The following is an 18,346-nucleotide window of genomic DNA, read 5'->3' as shown; positions in this document are numbered from 1 at the left end:
ATGTTTAGTTTGAAATGAATTAAAAAGTAAATTTCAAAAAAAATAGTATTTGGGAACCCTTTAATGGGGCAATTTTACATCCAAAAAGCGCATGGATTTTGAAGTAAAACTTTTAACAAATATATTATTTAATGTGTAATTTTGTAAGCCTATTTTTAAATGATATGTTTATTTTAGGCGTTAAAATAATTTTTTATACAATTAATTTGGAATATAGAGATTAAAAACTATATTTGTGCAATCGATTACATTGTTTTGTTTTGAATTGCTTAAAGATTTGATTTTTAATTAATTTAACGAAGTTGTGAAATCGAACTCAAATCGTCTGGAATTATAAATTTTTACACTACTGACTATCATGAATCAAACCGATCCTGTTTCTACGAACAACACCATTAAATCTGCAGGAAAATACCGTTGGAGTATTTGCGCGTTATTATTTTTTGCAACGACCATCAATTACTTAGACAGACAAGTACTTTCTTTGACATGGAAAGATTTTATTGCTCCAGAATTTCACTGGACCAATAGCGATTATGGAGATATCACAGCTTTGTTTTCTATATTTTATGCTGTTTCCTTGTTGTTTGCTGGTCGATTTGTAGATTGGTTGGATACCAAAAAAGGATTTCTGTGGGCAATCGGAATTTGGTCTGTAGGAGCTTGTCTTCACGCTTTTTGTGGTATTGCAACTTCTGGAATCATAACTGGAGATTGGTTTGTGGGCTTTCATGGTTCAAAAGAAATAATAAGCACCGTTCAAGATACTGCCTTGGTAATCAATGTGAGCGTTGCTTTATTCATTTTTGCACGTTTTGTTTTAGCTGTGGGTGAGGCAGGAAACTTTCCGGCCGCCATTAAAACTACGGCAGAATATTTTCCTAAAAAAGACAGGGCTTTCGCAACAAGTATTTTCAATGCAGGTGCAACAGTTGGGGCTCTAGCAGCGCCAGTTACCATTCCGTTTATTGCTAAATCTTTTGGCTGGGAAATGTCTTTTATCATCATCGGAGCCTTGGGATTTATCTGGATGGGATTTTGGATGTTTATGTATGATAAGCCAGAAAAACATTCAAAAGTAAGCCCAGAAGAATTAGCTTATATTCAGCAAGATGATATCGCAGATAGTAAATTAGAAGGTTTTGTTCCAGAAACAGCTTCTAAAGTTTCGCTTGCAGATTGCTTTAAGTACAAACAAACTTGGGCTTTTGCATTTGGTAAATTTATGACAGACGGTGTTTGGTGGTTCTTTTTGTTCTGGACACCAGCCTATTTAAGTTCTGTATACGGAATGGATTCTACGCAAGCCGCCTTTCCGTTGTTTGTGCTTTATATGATTACCTTATTGTCAATAATCGGAGGATGGCTGCCAACTTATTTTGTAGAGAAGAAAGGTATGAATCCGTACGAAGGAAGAATGAGAGCGATGCTTATTTTTGCATTTTTCCCTTTATTGGCCTTAGCTGCACAGCCTTTAGGTTACATTAGTTACTGGGTGCCGGTTATCATTATCGGAATCGCGGGCGCAGCTCACCAATCTTGGTCAGCAAATATTTTTACTACAGTAGGAGATATGTTTCCAAAGAAAGCAATTGCGACAATTACAGGTATCGGAGGATTAGCTGGTGGAATTGGTTCTACATTAATAAACAAAGGTTCTGGTGTGTTGTTTGATTTTACACAGAGAAATTGGAGTACTGTAAACGGTCAGCCATTATTAGAAAAATATCCACAGTTTCAAGATGCAGTAACAGAAAAAGCTTTTCTGGCTGAAAGAGGAGTAGGAAATCTTGAAGAGTTCTTAAAGTCGCTTACAACGGCTGGAGAAAATGTTGTAAACGGAATAAACACTGGATACATGATTATTTTTTCTATCTGTGCTGTGTGTTATTTAACGGGATGGATTGTTATGAAAACTTTAGTTCCGAAGTACAGACCGATTACGGACCTTTAATCATAATTTGAACCAGCCAATTCCTAAATTTACCGGATAGCCTAGTAGAAGGCTGTTTCCAAGAAATGAAAAAAACAGAATTGTAAATTTGAATAAAGATTGAAATAAATTTTTGTTTGAATTATGGTTTTTAAATATAAAAATATAATTTTGTGCAATCGATTACATTAAATAAAAAATTATGACAAAATATAGTTCAAGATACGCGTCAAGCCCAGAAGCAGTTAAGAAATACGACACACAACAATTGAGAGATGAATTCTTAATTGATGACTTAATGCAAGAGGATGAAGTGGTTTTGGTTTACTCACACTACGATCGATACATTGCAGGTTCTGCAGTTCCTGTAAAAGGCGATTTGATTCTGGAAACTATCGATCCTCTTAAAGCTCCTTATTTTTTAGAAAGAAGAGAATTAGGGATCATCAATGTAGGCGGAAGCGGTTCGGTTGTTGTTGATGGAACATCTTATGAACTAGGTTTTAAAGATGCTTTATATATTGGAAGTGGAAATAAAGAAGTGATTTTCAAAAGTAATGACAGTACTAATCCTGCTAAATTTTATATCAATTCTGCTCCCGCTCATACAACCTATCCAACGGTAAAAGTAAGTTTGGAAGAAGCAAATAAATTGCATTTAGGAGCAATGGAAACAGCAAACCACCGTACAGTTAATCAGATGATTATTGGCAGTGTGGTTACTACCTGCCAATTGCAAATGGGAATGACAGAATTAAAACCGGGAAGTGTTTGGAATACAATGCCAGCTCACGTTCATGATCGTAGAATGGAAGTTTATTTTTACTTAGATATTCCAGAAAACCAAGCAGTCTGTCATTTCATGGGACAACCACAAGAAACAAGACATATCTGGATGAACAATCATCAGGCAGTAATTTCTCCACCTTGGTCAATTCACTCAGGTTCAGGAACTAGTAATTATACTTTTATCTGGGGAATGGCGGGTGAAAACCTAGATTACGGAGATATGGATGTTTGTAAAATCACTGATTTAAGATAAGAAAATGACAAATTTATTCGATATAAAAGGAAAAATTGCCCTTATTACCGGAAGTACACACGGACTTGGAATGGCAATGGCAAAAGGATTAGGTCAAGCGGGTGCAACTATTGTTGTAAATGGAAATTCTTCTCAAGAAAAAATTGATAATGCGGTAGCAGAATTAAAAAGCGACGGTATTAACGCGGTGGGTTACAAATTTAATGTAACGGAAGAACAGGAAGTAAAAGACGCCGTAGCTAAAATTCAAGCTGAAGTCGGACCAATTGATATCTTAATCAATAATGCTGGAATCATCAAAAGAATTCCGTTGCTAGATATGGAAGTTTCAGATTTCAGAGAAGTTGTTGATATTGATCTAGTAAGTCCGTTTATCGTTTCTAAACATGTCGCAAAAGGAATGATTGAAAGGAGACAAGGAAAAATCATTAACATTTGCTCTATGATGAGTGAGCTAGGAAGAAATACTGTTTCTGCTTATGCTGCTGCAAAAGGAGGCTTAAAAATGCTGACTAAAAACATGGCGACAGAATGGGCAAAATACAATGTTCAGATCAACGGAATCGGTCCTGGATATTTCGCTACAGAGCAGACAAAACCAATTAGAGTTGATGGCCATCCTTTTAATGATTTTATCATTAGCAGAACGCCAGCTGCAAAATGGGGAGATCCAAGCGATTTGGCAGGAGCGGCAATATTTTTATCTTCAAAAGCTAGTGATTTTGTAAACGGTCATATTTTGTATGTTGACGGTGGAATCCTTGCTACAATTGGTAAACCTTCAAACGAAGAATAATTTTCAAATTATATTTTAAAAAGACATGAGCCAGACATTCATAAACGATAATTTTTTATTAGAAAATAAATATGCTGAAGAGTTGTATCACAATTACTCTAAAAATCAGCCAATTATTGATTACCACAACCATTTGAATCCGCAGTTTATTGCCGAAGATAAAATCTTTGACAATATTACCCAGGTTTGGATCAATGGTGACCACTACAAATGGCGTGCAATGCGTACTTTGGGAATCAACGAGAAGTTTGTGACAGGAAATGGTTCAGATAAAGATAAATTCTTAAACTGGGCAAAAACAGTTCCGTACACAATGCGTAATCCGTTGTATCATTGGACACATTTGGAATTAGCTCGTTACTTTGATATTTATGATTTATTGAATGAGAAATCAGCTGAGAAAATTTATATCGAGACTTCAGAAAAAGTAAATTCTGCTGCCTACAGCACTCAAAACCTTCTTAAAAAAGTAAATGCTGAATTGGTTTGTACTACAGAAGATCCAATCGATTCGTTAGAATTTCACCAAAAATTCGCGAACAACTCAACGGGAATCAAGATGAGTACGGCCTTCAGACCTGATAAAGCCATCTTAATTTCTAATGATGGTTATAATGCATATCTGGACACATTAGGGGATGTGTCCGGAGTTGCAATTAACACTTATGCTGATTTATTGGCAGCATTAAGAAAAAGAATCGAATTCTTTAATGCAAACGGATGTAAATTAAGTGATCACGGTTTAGATCAGATATACTTCGAAAACTTTACAGAAAGCGAAATCAATGCAATTTTCAAAAAGAAAAGAGAAAACGGAGCATTATCTCCAGAAGAGGCGTTAAAATTCCAAAGTGCCGTGTTGATTTTCTTATGCGAAACGTATCATGAGTTTGGCTGGGTACAGCAGTTTCACTTAGGAGCATTACGTAACAACAATGCTCGTATGCACAGAATATTAGGTCCTGATACCGGATGGGATTCTATTGGAGACTATCCTCAGGCTCAAAAATTGTCAGGGTTTTTAAATGCTTTAGACAGTAAAGATAAATTAAGCAAAACTATTATCTATAACCTAAATCCTGCTGATAACGAAGTTATGGCAACTATGATTGGAAACTTCAACGACGGTAGTGTTCGCGGAAAAGTACAATTCGGTTCAGGATGGTGGTTCTTGGATCAGAAAGACGGAATGACAAAACAATTGAATGCGCTTTCAAATATGGGCTTAATCAGCTGTTTTGTTGGAATGTTGACAGATTCTAGAAGTTTCTTGTCATTCCCAAGACATGAATATTTTAGACGTATTTTATGTAATCTTCTTGGAGATGAAATCAAAAGAGGAGAGCTTCCAAATGATATGGAATGGATTGGAAAATTAGTTTCTGACATTTCGTACAACAACGCAAAAGAATATTTCAAATTCTAATTTTTTTAACCATTAAGGCATTAAGAAAATTAAGTTTTGGTTTTAAATAATTACTTAATAATAAAAAGATAATTAAGCGAGTAGGCTTAATAAACTTAACCTTTATAGCAAAGAGAATATAAAGTAAAGCTTAATTTTCTTAATGCCTTAATGGTGAAATTAAAAATAAAAGAAATGAGTAGAGTAGTTGCATTTGGAGAAATCATGCTTCGTCTTTCGACAGAGAGGCATTTGCGTTTTTCACAATCTACGGCATTTGGTGCTACGTATGGAGGTGGAGAATTTAATGTATGTGTTTCATTAGCGAATTACGGTGTAAATGCTGAATTTGTTACGAGATTGCCTGAAAATGAAATAGGTTTTTCTGCATTAAGAGAAATGCGAAAAATGAATGTTGAATCTAAAAACATTGTTTACGGTGGAGAACGTTTAGGGATTTATTTCTTGGAAACAGGTGCGGGAACACGTGGCAGTAATGTTGTTTATGATCGTGCGCACAGTGCTATGTCAACCATTCAAAAAGGTCAGGTTGATTGGGAAAAAGTTTTGGAAGGTGCTGAGTGGTTCCACTGGAGCGGTATTACGCCTGCAATTTCTCAAAGTGCGGCAGAAGCTTGTTTAGAGGCTATTCAGACAGCTCATAAATTGGGAATTAAAATTTCATGCGATTTAAACTATAGATCAAAGCTTTGGCAATATGGCAAGACTCCAAGCGAAGTAATGCCAGAAATGCTTAAATACAGCAATGTGATTTTAGGAGATATTGATACAGCTTATTTTATGTTAGGAATTCCGAAAGTGAATCCAAATTATCAGGATGAGAAAACGCTTCCGGCAGTTTATGATAAATTGTTTGAATTAATTCCGAATCTTAAAATCGCAGCAACAACACTTCGTTACTCTGTAAGCGCTTCTCATCAAAGAATTGGTGGGATCTTATATGACGGAAAGGCGATTTATAGTGCAGCTGTTAAAGAAGTAACGCCGGTTGTTGATAGAGTTGGAAGCGGTGACGCTTTTATGGGCGGATTAATTTACGGTCTGCTGGAATATCAGAATAATAATCAGAGAGCTTTAGATTTTGCTGTAGCGGCTTGTTGCTTAAAACATACTATTGCAGGAGATTATAATTTAGTTACATTAAAAGAAGTAGAAAATATGATTGATGGTGATGGCTCTGCATTAGTATCAAGATAAATAGAAAAAAATGGCAAAATATTCAAGAATAGAAGTAGCTGCTCAAATGAAGGAAAACGGGATGGTTCCGTTGTTTTTTCATTCAGATATTGAAGTCAGCAAGAAAGTTTTAAAAGCATGTTATGACGGAGGTTCCAGATTAATGGAATTTACAAGCAGAGGTGATTTTGCTCATGAAGTTTTTGGAGCCCTAAATAAATATGCTTTAGCAGAACTGCCAGGAATGATGTTGGGTGTAGGGTCTGTTACAGATGCCGCTTCGGCTTCTTTGTATATGAGTTTAGGAGCAAATTTTATTGTAACACCTGTTTTTAGAGAAGATATTGCGATTGCTTGCAACCGTAGAAAAGTATTGTGGTCTCCGGGTTGCGGTACTTTAACAGAAATCGCAAGAGCAGAAGAGCTAGGATGCGAAATTGTAAAATTATTTCCAGCCGATATTTATGGTCCTGAATTTATTAAGGCAATAAAAGGACCTTGCCCATGGACAAACATCATGCCTACGGGAGGTGTTTATCCAACTGTTGAAAGTTTAAGTTCATGGCTTAATGCAGGAGCTACCTGTGTTGGCTTAGGTTCGCAGCTTATTTCTAAAGATCTTTTGGACAGCAGAGATTTTGACGGATTAACGAAAAAAGTAAGCCAAGTTCTTGACATAATTAAGGACATTAGAAAAAAATAAATAAGGAGTAATCATGCCAACTCCTTATTTACATACGTTTTTTTTAGATTTTAGAGATTGTAATTGAACATTGCGCTTGAGTAATTAAGCTTGTCACTCCTCACAGCAGGTTTTGTTTTAAGTGTGATGTTTCTTTTACAATTTAAAAAGCAAAGTAAAAATAAGGTTTATAGTGGTTATTTATAACGCTTTAAAAGAAGTAAATTAAAATGGAAAAAATAAACAGATCAAACGCGGGACTTACAGAAAAACTTCCGATTAAAATAGTACAATTTGGAGAAGGAAACTTCTTAAGAGCTTTTGTTGAATTTGCAATTCAGAAATTAAATCAGAAAGCTGATTTTAATGCAGGTATTGCAGTGGTGCAGCCAATTGATAAAGGTTTGGTAAACATGATCAATGCACAGGACGGATTGTACACCTTGTTTATGAAAGGTGTCAAAAAAGGTGAGGAAATCCAAGAGAAAGAATTGATTACCAATATTGTTAAAGCAATTGACCCTTATGCTTCTTTTCAGGAATATTTAGCTTTGGCTAAAGAGGAAGAATTAGCATTTATTATCTCTAATACTACAGAAGCAGGTATTGAGTACATAGCTTCTGATTTGCCGACCATGACACCTCCAGTTTCTTTTCCAGCGAAACTAACTGTGCTTTTAAATGAAAGATTTAAACATTTTAATGGTGCAGCTGATAAAGGGTTGACAATAATTCCTTGCGAGTTGATTAACTACAATTCAGATACATTAAAAGAGATTGTATTCAAATATAGTGCTGACTGGAAATTAGGAGCAGAATTTGAGGCTTGGTTAACAAACAGCTGTTCTTGGCATAATACATTGGTTGACAGAATTGTGCCGGGTTATCCAAAAGATCAAATCGAAGAGTACAATGCGCAGCTTGATTACAAAGATGATTTGATTGTAAGTGCCGAAACTTTCTTTTTATGGGTTATTGAGGGTGATGATAAATTGAAAGCAAAACTTCCGTTTGATAAAACAGATCTTGATGTGAAAATCATTTCTGACATGCAACCGTACAGAACTCGTAAAGTGAGAATCCTTAACGGGGCTCATACTGCTATGGTGCCATTTTCATTGCTTTACGGAAATGAGACTGTAAAAGAAACTGTAGATAATCCGTTTACGGGAGATTTTATTAATAAAGCATTGTTTGATGAAATCAATGAAACTTTGAACATGGATAAAGCAGAATTGGCTAGTTTCTCTGAAGAGATTTTAGACCGTTTCAGAAATCCGTTTATCAAGCATTTATTGTCGTCAATTGCTTTAAACTCGATATCTAAGTTTAAAGTGCGCGTTCTTCCAAGTTTAACAGGATATGTTGATATTCATGGAAAACTACCAGTTCTTTTGACTTTCGCTTTTGCGGCGTTAATCCGTTTTTACAAAGGAACTTGGAACGGGCAAAATTTACCAGTTAATGACAGCGAGGATATTACAACATTCTTTAACGGGCTTTGGAAGTCTGATGATTACGAGAAAATCGCTCGTTTGACTTTACAAAACAAAGGTTTCTGGGATGAGGATTTAACGGAAATTCCTGGATTAACAAGAGCAATCACTATTGCTTTGGAAGAAATAGATTCAAATGGGGTTGAAGCTGGTTTTGCTAAATTCCAAGAAAGAATAAAATAAAAAAAGACACAAAAAAACAAAGAACAAAGCAAAGGTTAATTATGGCAACGCAGAAAAAATTAATAAAAGTTCACCCAACCGATAATGTTGCGGTTGCTTTGGTGGATCTTACTGCAGGCGAAGTGATTGATTTTGAAGGACAATCAATCACAGTAGAGTCTGATGTAAAAATGAAACATAAGATTGCAATGGTTCCTTTTAATGTAGGAGACAGAATCATTATGTATGGTGTTTTGGTAGGGAAAGCAAGTGCCAGAATCGAAAAAGGCGGTTTACTTTCTACAGCAAACGTAAAACACGAAAGTGATAAAGTTACAGGTAAAACTGAAACTATCGGCTGGACAGCTCCTAATGTAGACAAGTGGAAAGACAGAACGTGGCAGGGCTATCACAGAGAAGATGGGCAGGTTGGAACCGAAAATGTGTGGTTATTTTTTCCATTAGTTTTTTGTGAAAACAGAAACATCGAAATCTTAAAAGATATTTTTGAGAAAGAATTGATGAAGCCAAAAGAAAACGATTATCAATTGCTATTGCGTTCTTTGGTAAAGTCAGAAACGGGTGGAGCAGGAAATCAAGAGGCTTCAAACGATGCTAATTTATTCAATAATATCGAAGTTAAATTCATCACACACCAAGGTGGATGTGGTGGAATTCGTCAAGATTCGCACAGTTTGGCTAAGCTTTTGGCTGGATACGTAAACAATCCAAACGTTGCAGGTGCTACTGTGTTGAGTTTAGGATGCCAAAATCTTCAGATTTCAATTTTCAAAGAAGCTTTAGATGCTATCAATCCGAACAGTAAGAAACCTGTTTTGATTTATGATCAGCAATCTATCGGAACAATTGAGACCATGTTGAATAGTGTGGTAAAAGATACTTTCGAAGCTATTAAGAAAGCAAACGAAATTAAGAGGGAGCCTGCTCCATTGTCTAAATTAAGAATTGGTTTAGAGTGCGGTGGATCTGACGGTTTTTCTGGAATTTCTGCAAATCCAACATTGGGAGTGTTATCGGATCATTTAGTTGCATTAGGAGGAACTACAATTCTTTCTGAATTTCCTGAATTATGTGGAGTAGAACAGGAATTAGTAAATCGTTGTATAGATGATAAGGATGGAAAACGTTTCTTGGACTTGATGAAATGGTACGAAAAAACAGTTGTTGATGCAGGTTCAGGTTTCGATATGAATCCTTCTCCAGGTAACATTAAAGATGGTTTGATCACAGATGCTATGAAATCGGCTGGTGCTGCTAAAAAAGGTGGAACATCGCCAATTACAGGTGTTTATGACTATGGAGAATATATCAACGAACCAGGCTTTACATTGTTATGTACACCAGGTAATGACGTTGAATGTACAACTGCAATGGTAGGTTCTGGAGCAAATATGGTACTGTTTACAACAGGCTTAGGAACTCCTACAGGAAACCCGATTGCTCCTGTTGTTAAGATTTCATCAAATACTCAGTTAGCAAACAAAATGTCTGATATTATTGATATTGATACGGGTGGAATTATCACTGGTGAAAAATCTATTGACGAAATGGCAGATGAAATGTTAGAGTTCATTATTAATGTTGCTAGTGGAAACATCAAAACAAAAGCGGCTGTTTTAAATCAGAACGATTTTATTCCTTGGAAAAGAGGGGTTTCGCTTTAAAATTTTAGATTCAAAGTTACAAAGATATAAAGTAACAAAGGTTTGTATTAAGAGGCGTACAGTAGTGCGTCTCTTTTTTTTAGAGAAAGCTTAGGAGAAGCAAAATGTCTATAGAATTGCGATACGACAGGCAAACAAAAGCTCCGGCGGAGCGACATATATTTAGAGAGCTATTTATCTTTCGCTATAAATCTTTCGATCTTCGAATCTTGCATAAAAAAAGCCCATTATAAAATGAGCTTAACAACTTATATGGTCACTAAAAATTAAAAGTTAGTTCGTGTAGAAGATTTGCGAATATGTAATTCGGGTGCAAGCACTACCTTTTTTTCGATTTTAATAGTATCGGTTTTGTCCACTTGCTCTAAGAAAACACGGGCAGACATTCTTCCCATCTCAAGAGGAGATTGGTCAACAGAAGTAATAGAGAGTTCCATAAATTTGGTAAAAGGCTCATTACTAAATCCTGCTACACAAAATTCTTTCGGAATACTTATGTTTCTTGATCGTAGCTCTTGAATAGCGCCTAGAGCTGCGAAATCACTCGAAGAAAAAATGGCATCAGGTGGTGTTTCTAAGCCTAATAATATATCGACGGCTTTTTTTCCTGCATCTACAGAACTTTTTGCGTAAATAACATATTCTTCCCTAAATGGGATTCCGTTATCCAACAAAGCTTGTTTGTATCCCAAAAAACGATTCTTAAAAATTTCAAGTGATTGATCTCCCGATAAATGAGCAATGCATTTGCATCCTTCGTCTATTAAATGTTTGGTAGTCATGTAACCACCTTTAAAGTCGTTTATTGTTACAGAACTGACCCCTTCGATATGCTTGCTTCGGTCAAAGAAAATTAGAGGTACATTTTTTTCGAGAACATTTCTAAAAGCACTGTCATTTTCATTAGATACATCAGTTACCGACATCATTATTCCGTCAACCTGAGCATCTACGAGAGTATGAAGGTTTTCGTTTTCTCTTTTCGTACTTTCGTGAGTTTGGCAAATAATTACCTGATAACCATGAGGATAAAGTTCTTCTTCTATTCCCCTGATAACCGATGCGAAAAAGTTGCTGTCTACACGAGGCACTATAACCCCGATATTATTGCTTCTGCCGCTTTTAAGTGCTAGAGCTAACTTGTTTTGCTTGTAGTTCATAGAAGCAGCGGTCTTTAACACTAGATCACGAGTGCTCTCTTTTATCTTAGGATTGTTATTTAATGCTCTGGAAACAGTAGCAGCAGTGATATTCAATTTTTCGGCAATATCGTAAATGGTTACTTTTTCGCTCATTAAAAAAGGTTTTTCAGATTATTTTTAGACAAAAATACATTTTTTTTCATAACTCAATATAAATTGTTATCGATTACCAAAGGCTTTTGCTAAAACGATTTCAGTCTTACAATGATAATAAATTATATGTTTTTTTGCATTAAATGTAATTATTTTTTGTAATAAAAATTAAATATACATTTTTTTTCTAAATAAATTTGGTGAGTGAGAACAAATTTGCTATTTTCGTGTAATCGATTACATGATTTATAACGCTTTGTGTTATAAAATACTAAAAAAACTTCCCAATGATTCAGAACAAGCTTGTTAGATTAAAAGGTATTGTTTCATTAACTGCTATTGCCTTAATACTTGTGTCCTGCGCTCAAAAAAATGGTTCGCTTTCTTCGAATGATCCATGGAAAGAAATGGAGTTGGTTGCTAAGACTCTTCCAAAGACTCATTTTCAGGATAAAAATTACAACATCAACGATTTTGGAGCTGTTGCCGACGGAAAAACCTTGAATACATTAGCATTTCAAAAAGCTATAAAAGAATGTGCGTCTAATGGAGGAGGAAAAGTAATTGTTCCTAATGGAAAATATGCAACGGGACCTATACATTTAGAAAGTAACGTTAATCTTCATTTAGAAGATAACGCAGAAATTCTTTTCAGTCTTAATCCTAAAGATTACCCAATTGTTCATACCTCATGGGAGGGAACGGAATTGATGAATTATTCACCATTGATTTATGCTAAAAACAAAACCAATGTGGCGGTTACTGGAAAAGGAATTTTAAATGGCCAGGCAAATAGTACGAATTGGTGGATCTGGTCCGGAGGAAAAGATTATGGATGGAAAAAAGGAATTCCATCTCAAAATGACCCAACAAATCGCGAGGTTTTGGTAGATATGGCTGAGAAAGGGATTCCGGTATCAGAAAGAGTTTTTGGAGAAGGAAGATATCTTCGTCCGAATTTTATTGAATTTATGGATTGTAATACGGTTTTGGTAAAAGATATCACGGTCATAAATTCTCCTTTTTGGATTCTGCATCCTATCAGAACCAACAACATGATTATTGACGGCGTGACAGTAAACAGCCATGGTCCTAATAACGACGGATGCGATCCTGAATATTCACAAAATATTTTAATCAAGAATTGCACTTTTAATACAGGAGATGATTGTATTGCAATCAAGGCTGGTCGTGATGCTGACGGCAGAAGAGTAGCGATTCCGAGCAAAAATATTATCGTGCAGAACTGCAAAATGATTGATGGACACGGAGGTGTGGTAATCGGAAGCGAAATATCAGCAGGAGTAAATAATGTTTTTGTAGAAAACTGTGTAATGGACAGTCCAAATCTAGACCGTGCCATCCGAATCAAAACCAATTCAAGAAGAGGCGGAATTATCGAAAATATTTATGTGAGAAATTTGGAAGTTGGAACTGTAAAAGAATGTGTTTTAAAATTAAACATGTTTTACAATGTATACGGTTCACAGACCGGAAATTACATTCCAGTTATCAGGAATGTTAGTCTAGAAAATGTCAATGTTAAAAATGGAGGTAAATACAGTGTTTGGGCAGAGGGATACAAAGAATCTCCAGTAGAAAACATTACGCTCAAAAATGTCAAAATACAAAAAGTAGATTCTGTCTATTTATTAAAAAATGTGAAAAATATAAATTTTATAAATACCTATATCAATGAGAAAAAAGTAGAAACCATTAACTAAACAACTATCAATTTAACTAAACAAGTAACCACATTATGAGTATTAAACAATTATTAAAGAAAAATATAAAATGCAGGATCGCATTTTTATTTTTCCTGAATTTGCTGTTCTGTAATAATACAAGTGCGCAGTCAAATACAATCGAAGGAAAAATTACAGACGCTTCGGGACTATCATTACCGGGGGTTAACATTCAGGAAAAAGGAACGAAAAACGGAACTTCGACAGATTTTGAAGGAAGTTTTAAAATTAATGTCACAAATCCTAGAGCGGTTTTAGTGATTAGTTATTTAGGATTTCAGACACAGGAAGTAAGTGTTGCTGGAAAATCAAAAATCAATGTAAGTCTTGCCGAGCAGTCCAATGCATTAAGCGAGGTAGTTGTTGTTGGATATGGTTCTGTGAAGAAAACAGATCTAACAGGTTCTGTAAGTACAATTAGTGCCGCAACTATTACAGAAAGAAATACAGTAAATCCGCTTGAGGCGATTCAAGGAAGCACGCCGGGGGTTCAGATATCTTCTTCATCAGGTCGTGCCGGTGACGGTTTTAAGGTAGTTATTCGTGGAAATAATTCCTTAATTGCAGATTCAAGCAATCCTAGTATGGTAGGATCTTCACCATTATATGTAGTAGACGGAGTTCCTATGGATGGAATTGATTTCTTAAACCCACAGGACATTGCCAGAATGGACGTTTTAAAAGATGCTTCTTCTGCGGCTATCTACGGTTCAAGAGGTTCAAATGGGGTTATCATAGTAACTACAAAAAGTGGTACAAGTGCAAAGGCAGGTATTAGTGTTACATTCGATACTTCTTACGGAAATAAGAGTGCAACAAGATTACCAAAAATGATGACGGGAGAAGAGTGGTGGAAATTCCATCAAGTAGCTTATATGAGCGCTACACCTGCGACCCAGACTCCGGCACAACTTGCGTCATTGGCAGGTAATCAAAGTCCTTTATTGGTTTCACGTGCTAATAGCGGTTACAATTTTGATTGGTATGATGCCGTGCTAAAAACAGGAATGACAGAAAATAATTATTTAAACATTACAGGACGTTCAGAATCTGGTTTGAGCTATAACTTAGGTTTCGGTATTCAAAGCGATAGAGGTCTAATTGAGAATGATGCAGTAGATAAATATTCTTTTAAGTTAGGACTAAATCATAAAATAAACGATAAATTTTCGACAGGTGTTAATGTAACAATTACAAGATTAGACAACCAGCTAGGTAGTGATCTTGCCATGCAGGATGCTTTTAGATTGAGTCCGTTAATGTCACCATGGGCAGTAGATGCAGCGGGAAATGAAAGAGTGGGAACATTATTTTTCCTTCCTGGAAAATTAACTTATCCTGATGGCTCATGGGCAATTAATAAGACATCAACTGTAAACCCTTTAATGGAAATTGCTAATTCTTCTCAAACAGAAAAAACATGGCAGACCGTTGGGAATGCTTACTTCCAATATCAGGCTTTAAAATGGCTTTCATTTAAGACCACTTTTGCAGCAGGAATTATGGATACAAAAAACTCTAAAGCCTACACTGCACAAACGAATGCAGGTGTAACCCTAAATGGAAAAAACTCTGCAACACTTGAAAATTTCAATAACTTTAATTACACATGGGACAATCAAGTTGACATAAAACATACTTTTAATGAAGTGCATGATTTCAGTTTGTTGTTATTACAAAGTTTGTATTCAAATGTAGATGAATTTTCTTCATTGTATTCTAATAATCAGCCTTTTGATGTAGGAACTGATAATATGGGATCTGGTGTACAAACAAGTTATGTTGTTAAATCATCTTATGCAAAAAACACTTTAAATTCGTATGCAGTTCGTTTAAACTATGGATATAAAGATAAATACTTGGTTACAGCGTCTACACGATGGGATGGCTCTTCAGTGTTATCAAAAGGAAATAAATGGCAGAGTTTCCCTTCTGTAGCTTTAGGTTGGAAAATCAGTAAAGAATCTTTCCTGCAGAATAGTTCAGTGGTTTCTGATTTAAAACTACGTGCCAGCTTAGGTTATACCGGAAATGATAACGTGGCTCCTTATACTTCTCAGGCATTATTAAACCAGCAGACATTTTATGCAGCAGGCGCTAATGTGGTTTCTGGATGGCAGTCAGAAAATTTAGCAAATCCTGATTTAACATGGGAAAAAACAAGAGAATACAATTTAGGTCTTGATTTTGGATTCTTAAAAAACAGAATTTCTGGTACAATTGACGTTTATGACAGATTATCTGAAGATTTGATTTATAAACAACAATTACCAGCTGAATCAGGATGGAAAAATACTTTTGCTAACGTTGGCTCGGTTAGTAATAAAGGTATTGAAATATTATTGACTACAAAAAATATAAAAAGTGCGAAAGTAAATTGGGAAACCACCTTTACTTTTACTAAGAACGTAAATAAATTAGAGTCAATATACAATCAGGATAAAGTAAGTGATATTGGTAACAAATTAATACTTGGAGCACCTCTTAATCCAAATTACAATTATGTCTATGATGGAGTTTGGCAAGAAAGCGAAGCAGCTCAGGCTGCATCTTACGGAATGGCTCCTGGACAGGCAAGACCAAAAGATTTAAATGGAGACGGAAAATTTAATCAAGATGATAGAACTGTAATCGGAAATCCAAATCCAGAATGGCAGGGAAGTTTATATTCTAAGTTAACCGTGGGTCAGTTTGATTTTAATTTTTCTGTTATAACAAGTCAAGGGCAAACAGTTTTAAGTACGTTCCACCAAAACTTTGCCGATGTAAGTGACAGAGGACGTCAGAAATTGGCAATGGATTATTTTATTCCAACAAACGGTACGGGTATTGAGGCAAATGCTAACAACACTAATCCAAGACCAGGACCGGTCGCAACTGGTGCAGGTGCATATTGGACCTCTTTGTTCGGGTATTATAGAGATGCTTCATACGTAAAAATCAAAAATATATCTTTAGGATACACATTCGACTCAGAATTATTAAAGAGGTTGAAAATGAGTAATTTAAGAGTTTATGTGAATGTTTTAGACCCATTTGTATTTACTAAATTTGATGGTTACGATCCAGAGTGGGCAAGTTCACCATTTGGTGTAAACCGTCCGGCATCAGTTACTACGCAATTAGGGTTAAGTGTTAAATTTTAATAAAGATATCTAATGAAAAAAATCATAATAATGCTAGGGATAATTGCTGTTTCTGTAAGTTCATGCAGCGATTATATTGAAGAAGATAGCCGCTCTTATGTACCTGCAGACGCAACTTATAAGACAGCTTCAGGATTTCAATTATTAATAAATACTAATTATGCTTGGCTAAAAAGTATTTATGGCGGAAATCCATGGCTTTTTGAAGCAGGAACAGATATGTATGCCGAAGGAAGAGGCCCAGAACCTGCAGGTTTAAGCCAGTATACGCTTTTGATCCCTTCTTCGGAGAATGTGGCCGATTTGTATACTCCTTGTTATCAATTGATTCAGTCAGTCAATAAAACGATTTATTACTCAACTATAACGGAACAAACAGCGAACTTGAACACTTTGGTGGGTGAAGCAAGATTTTTAAGAGCTCAGGCTTATTTTTTATTAGTACAGACTTATGGAGGTGTTCCCGTTGTAAATGAGCATATTACCACACCAGTTCTCTCTTTTACAAGAAACACCGCTGAAGAAGTTTATACCCAGATAATTTCTGATCTTGATTTTGCTTTAGCAAATGCAGGAACTGCTGCCTACAGTACAGCAGGAAAAGTAAATAAAAGAGCCGTTAACGATTTATTGGCTAAAGTTTATCTAACTAGAGGATATGAAACCTTTGGTAAACCAGATGATTTCGCTAAAGCCGCTGCTTATGCTGATGCCGCAATAGCGGGACAAGCATTGAATGTTGCTTGGGACCAATTGTTTAAACCAGGAAACGATTTAAATGCAGAAACTATTTTTTCTGTCCAATACGATAAAGCTTCTACTAGCACAGATCCAACAAAACTTGGAAATAATCAGTTTTACTATTTTAGTTCATATTTAGGAGGAGCAGAAACAGGTGCTCCTTTAAGAAGTTACAACTTATGTCCAACAGATTATGCATTGGGGTTATATGAAAAAGGAGATAAGAGATGGGATGCTACTTTTATGACTGAAATTCTAGAAGGACCTGAAACTACAAATGGAGTAACTAAAACAGTTTTATATTATCCGTATTATAGAAGTTCAAATCCGGCATCCTTAAAAGTAAGACATTTTTATGAGCCGAAATGGTTTACTCCGGCCGATAGAACAGCATGGATGACAACCAATGCTTCCCGATTAGCAGCTACGTTTGTATACCATCCTTGGGGAGAATATTCTGCGGCTCACACTTTGATTAAAAACTTAGATTGCTACACGATTCCAGTTAAAAAATTTGATGATCCAGACCCTACTACCCCTTCTAGTACGGGACCAGTTAGTACAAGAGATGTTATTGTAGCAAGACTAGGTGAAACGTATTTAATTGCTGCAGAAGCTTATTTAAAAGCTGGAGTCCCTTCAACAGGATTAGATCGTTTGAATGAAGTAAGAAGAAGAGCAGGAGTGGCTAATGCAACTATCGGACAATTTAATATCGATTATATCTTAGATGAAAGAGGAAGAGAGTTATTAGGAGAATATAAACGTTGGTTTGATTTAAAACGTACCGGAACTCTTGTTGCAAGAGCATCTGCTCATAATTATAAAATTAAGGCATCAAATTTTGTTGGTATTGGAGGTGCACTTAAAATATTAAGACCTATACCACAATCTGTTTTGGATCTAAACCAAAACAAAGATTTTCCTCAAAATCCTGGTTATTAGTAATTTGTTAGTTTTTTGAGACTATTTGTTTTTTGAAGAGTTAAAAAGGAGTTTGACTTTTGTCGAACTCCTTTCT

The 18,346-nt window shown here is 35.6% G+C and carries 12 protein-coding genes; 11 read left to right on the top strand and 1 reads right to left on the bottom strand.

Going from position 1 to position 18,346, the window contains the following annotated elements:
• Positions 1–358 precede the first annotated feature (358 nt).
• The 8 genes from E0W73_RS08395 to E0W73_RS08360 all read left to right on the top strand — a co-directional run bounded on the left by E0W73_RS08395 (position 359) and on the right by E0W73_RS08360 (position 10,398).
• Complete coding sequence (locus E0W73_RS08395) at positions 359–1,954, top strand: MFS transporter (RefSeq protein WP_135221637.1); 1,596 nt, start codon at positions 359–361, stop codon at positions 1,952–1,954.
• Between the two features lie 181 nt (positions 1,955–2,135).
• Positions 2,136–2,975: a 5-dehydro-4-deoxy-D-glucuronate isomerase gene (gene kduI / locus E0W73_RS08390; protein ID WP_135221636.1), complete on the top strand. Its 840-nt coding sequence runs from the start codon at positions 2,136–2,138 to the stop codon at positions 2,973–2,975.
• A 4-nt stretch (positions 2,976–2,979) separates the two neighbouring features.
• Positions 2,980–3,771 (top strand): gluconate 5-dehydrogenase, encoded by a 792-nt coding sequence (locus E0W73_RS08385; RefSeq protein WP_135221635.1) that lies wholly within the window; start codon positions 2,980–2,982, stop codon positions 3,769–3,771.
• A gap of 25 nt (positions 3,772–3,796) precedes the next feature.
• Positions 3,797–5,197, top strand: a complete 1,401-nt coding sequence (gene uxaC, locus E0W73_RS08380) for a glucuronate isomerase (protein WP_135221634.1) — start codon at positions 3,797–3,799, stop codon at positions 5,195–5,197.
• Positions 5,198–5,371: 174 nt separating this feature from the next.
• On the top strand, positions 5,372–6,394 hold the full coding sequence (locus E0W73_RS08375; RefSeq protein ID WP_135221633.1) for a sugar kinase: 1,023 nt from the start codon (positions 5,372–5,374) through the stop codon (positions 6,392–6,394).
• Between the two features lie 10 nt (positions 6,395–6,404).
• The gene (locus tag E0W73_RS08370) at positions 6,405–7,076 is read left to right on the top strand and encodes a bifunctional 4-hydroxy-2-oxoglutarate aldolase/2-dehydro-3-deoxy-phosphogluconate aldolase (RefSeq protein WP_135221632.1); all 672 of its coding nucleotides are present in this window, start codon (positions 6,405–6,407) and stop codon (positions 7,074–7,076) included.
• 209 nt (positions 7,077–7,285) lie between these two features.
• Positions 7,286–8,734, top strand: a complete 1,449-nt coding sequence (locus E0W73_RS08365; RefSeq protein WP_135221631.1) for a tagaturonate reductase — start codon at positions 7,286–7,288, stop codon at positions 8,732–8,734.
• Positions 8,735–8,775: 41 nt separating this feature from the next.
• Positions 8,776–10,398 carry a UxaA family hydrolase gene (locus E0W73_RS08360; RefSeq protein WP_135221630.1) on the top strand — a complete coding sequence of 541 codons (1,623 nt, stop codon included), beginning with the start codon at positions 8,776–8,778 and terminating at the stop codon, positions 10,396–10,398.
• A gap of 266 nt (positions 10,399–10,664) precedes the next feature.
• Here E0W73_RS08360 and E0W73_RS08355 read toward each other — a convergent pair whose 3' ends face one another.
• Positions 10,665–11,693, bottom strand: coding sequence for a LacI family DNA-binding transcriptional regulator (locus tag E0W73_RS08355; protein WP_135221629.1), 1,029 nt, complete (start codon positions 11,691–11,693; stop codon positions 10,665–10,667).
• A 287-nt stretch (positions 11,694–11,980) separates the two neighbouring features.
• Between E0W73_RS08355 and E0W73_RS08350 the strand changes: the two genes are divergently transcribed.
• Genes E0W73_RS08350 through E0W73_RS08340 form a run of 3 tightly spaced genes read left to right on the top strand, consistent with a single transcriptional unit; the run spans position 11,981 to position 18,270 of the window.
• Positions 11,981–13,417, top strand: a complete 1,437-nt coding sequence (locus E0W73_RS08350) for a glycoside hydrolase family 28 protein (RefSeq protein ID WP_135221628.1) — start codon at positions 11,981–11,983, stop codon at positions 13,415–13,417.
• Positions 13,418–13,452: 35 nt separating this feature from the next.
• On the top strand, positions 13,453–16,584 hold the full coding sequence (locus E0W73_RS08345) for a SusC/RagA family TonB-linked outer membrane protein (protein ID WP_135221627.1): 3,132 nt from the start codon (positions 13,453–13,455) through the stop codon (positions 16,582–16,584).
• 12 nt (positions 16,585–16,596) lie between these two features.
• Positions 16,597–18,270 (top strand): RagB/SusD family nutrient uptake outer membrane protein, encoded by a 1,674-nt coding sequence (locus E0W73_RS08340; protein WP_135221626.1) that lies wholly within the window; start codon positions 16,597–16,599, stop codon positions 18,268–18,270.
• Positions 18,271–18,346: the final 76 nt, after the last annotated feature.

The sequence above is a fragment of the Flavobacterium foetidum genome (assembly GCF_004634245.1).
GTDB lineage: Bacteria > Bacteroidota > Bacteroidia > Flavobacteriales > Flavobacteriaceae > Flavobacterium > Flavobacterium foetidum.
This window is presented reverse-complemented; position numbering and strand designations above follow the sequence as displayed.

Bases quoted from the DNA above. Each gene is read 5' to 3' on its own strand.
- E0W73_RS08395 (WP_135221637.1), top strand. From the start codon at position 359: ATGAATCAAACCGATCCTGTTTCTACGAACAACACCATTAAATCTGCA.
- kduI (WP_135221636.1), top strand. From the start codon at position 2,136: ATGACAAAATATAGTTCAAGATACGCGTCAAGCCCAGAAGCAGTTAAG.
- E0W73_RS08385 (WP_135221635.1), top strand. From the start codon at position 2,980: ATGACAAATTTATTCGATATAAAAGGAAAAATTGCCCTTATTACCGGA.
- uxaC (WP_135221634.1), top strand. From the start codon at position 3,797: ATGAGCCAGACATTCATAAACGATAATTTTTTATTAGAAAATAAATAT.
- E0W73_RS08375 (WP_135221633.1), top strand. From the start codon at position 5,372: ATGAGTAGAGTAGTTGCATTTGGAGAAATCATGCTTCGTCTTTCGACA.
- E0W73_RS08370 (WP_135221632.1), top strand. From the start codon at position 6,405: ATGGCAAAATATTCAAGAATAGAAGTAGCTGCTCAAATGAAGGAAAAC.
- E0W73_RS08365 (WP_135221631.1), top strand. From the start codon at position 7,286: ATGGAAAAAATAAACAGATCAAACGCGGGACTTACAGAAAAACTTCCG.
- E0W73_RS08360 (WP_135221630.1), top strand. From the start codon at position 8,776: ATGGCAACGCAGAAAAAATTAATAAAAGTTCACCCAACCGATAATGTT.
- E0W73_RS08355 (WP_135221629.1), bottom strand. From the start codon at position 11,693: ATGAGCGAAAAAGTAACCATTTACGATATTGCCGAAAAATTGAATATC.
- E0W73_RS08350 (WP_135221628.1), top strand. From the start codon at position 11,981: ATGATTCAGAACAAGCTTGTTAGATTAAAAGGTATTGTTTCATTAACT.
- E0W73_RS08345 (WP_135221627.1), top strand. From the start codon at position 13,453: ATGAGTATTAAACAATTATTAAAGAAAAATATAAAATGCAGGATCGCA.
- E0W73_RS08340 (WP_135221626.1), top strand. From the start codon at position 16,597: ATGAAAAAAATCATAATAATGCTAGGGATAATTGCTGTTTCTGTAAGT.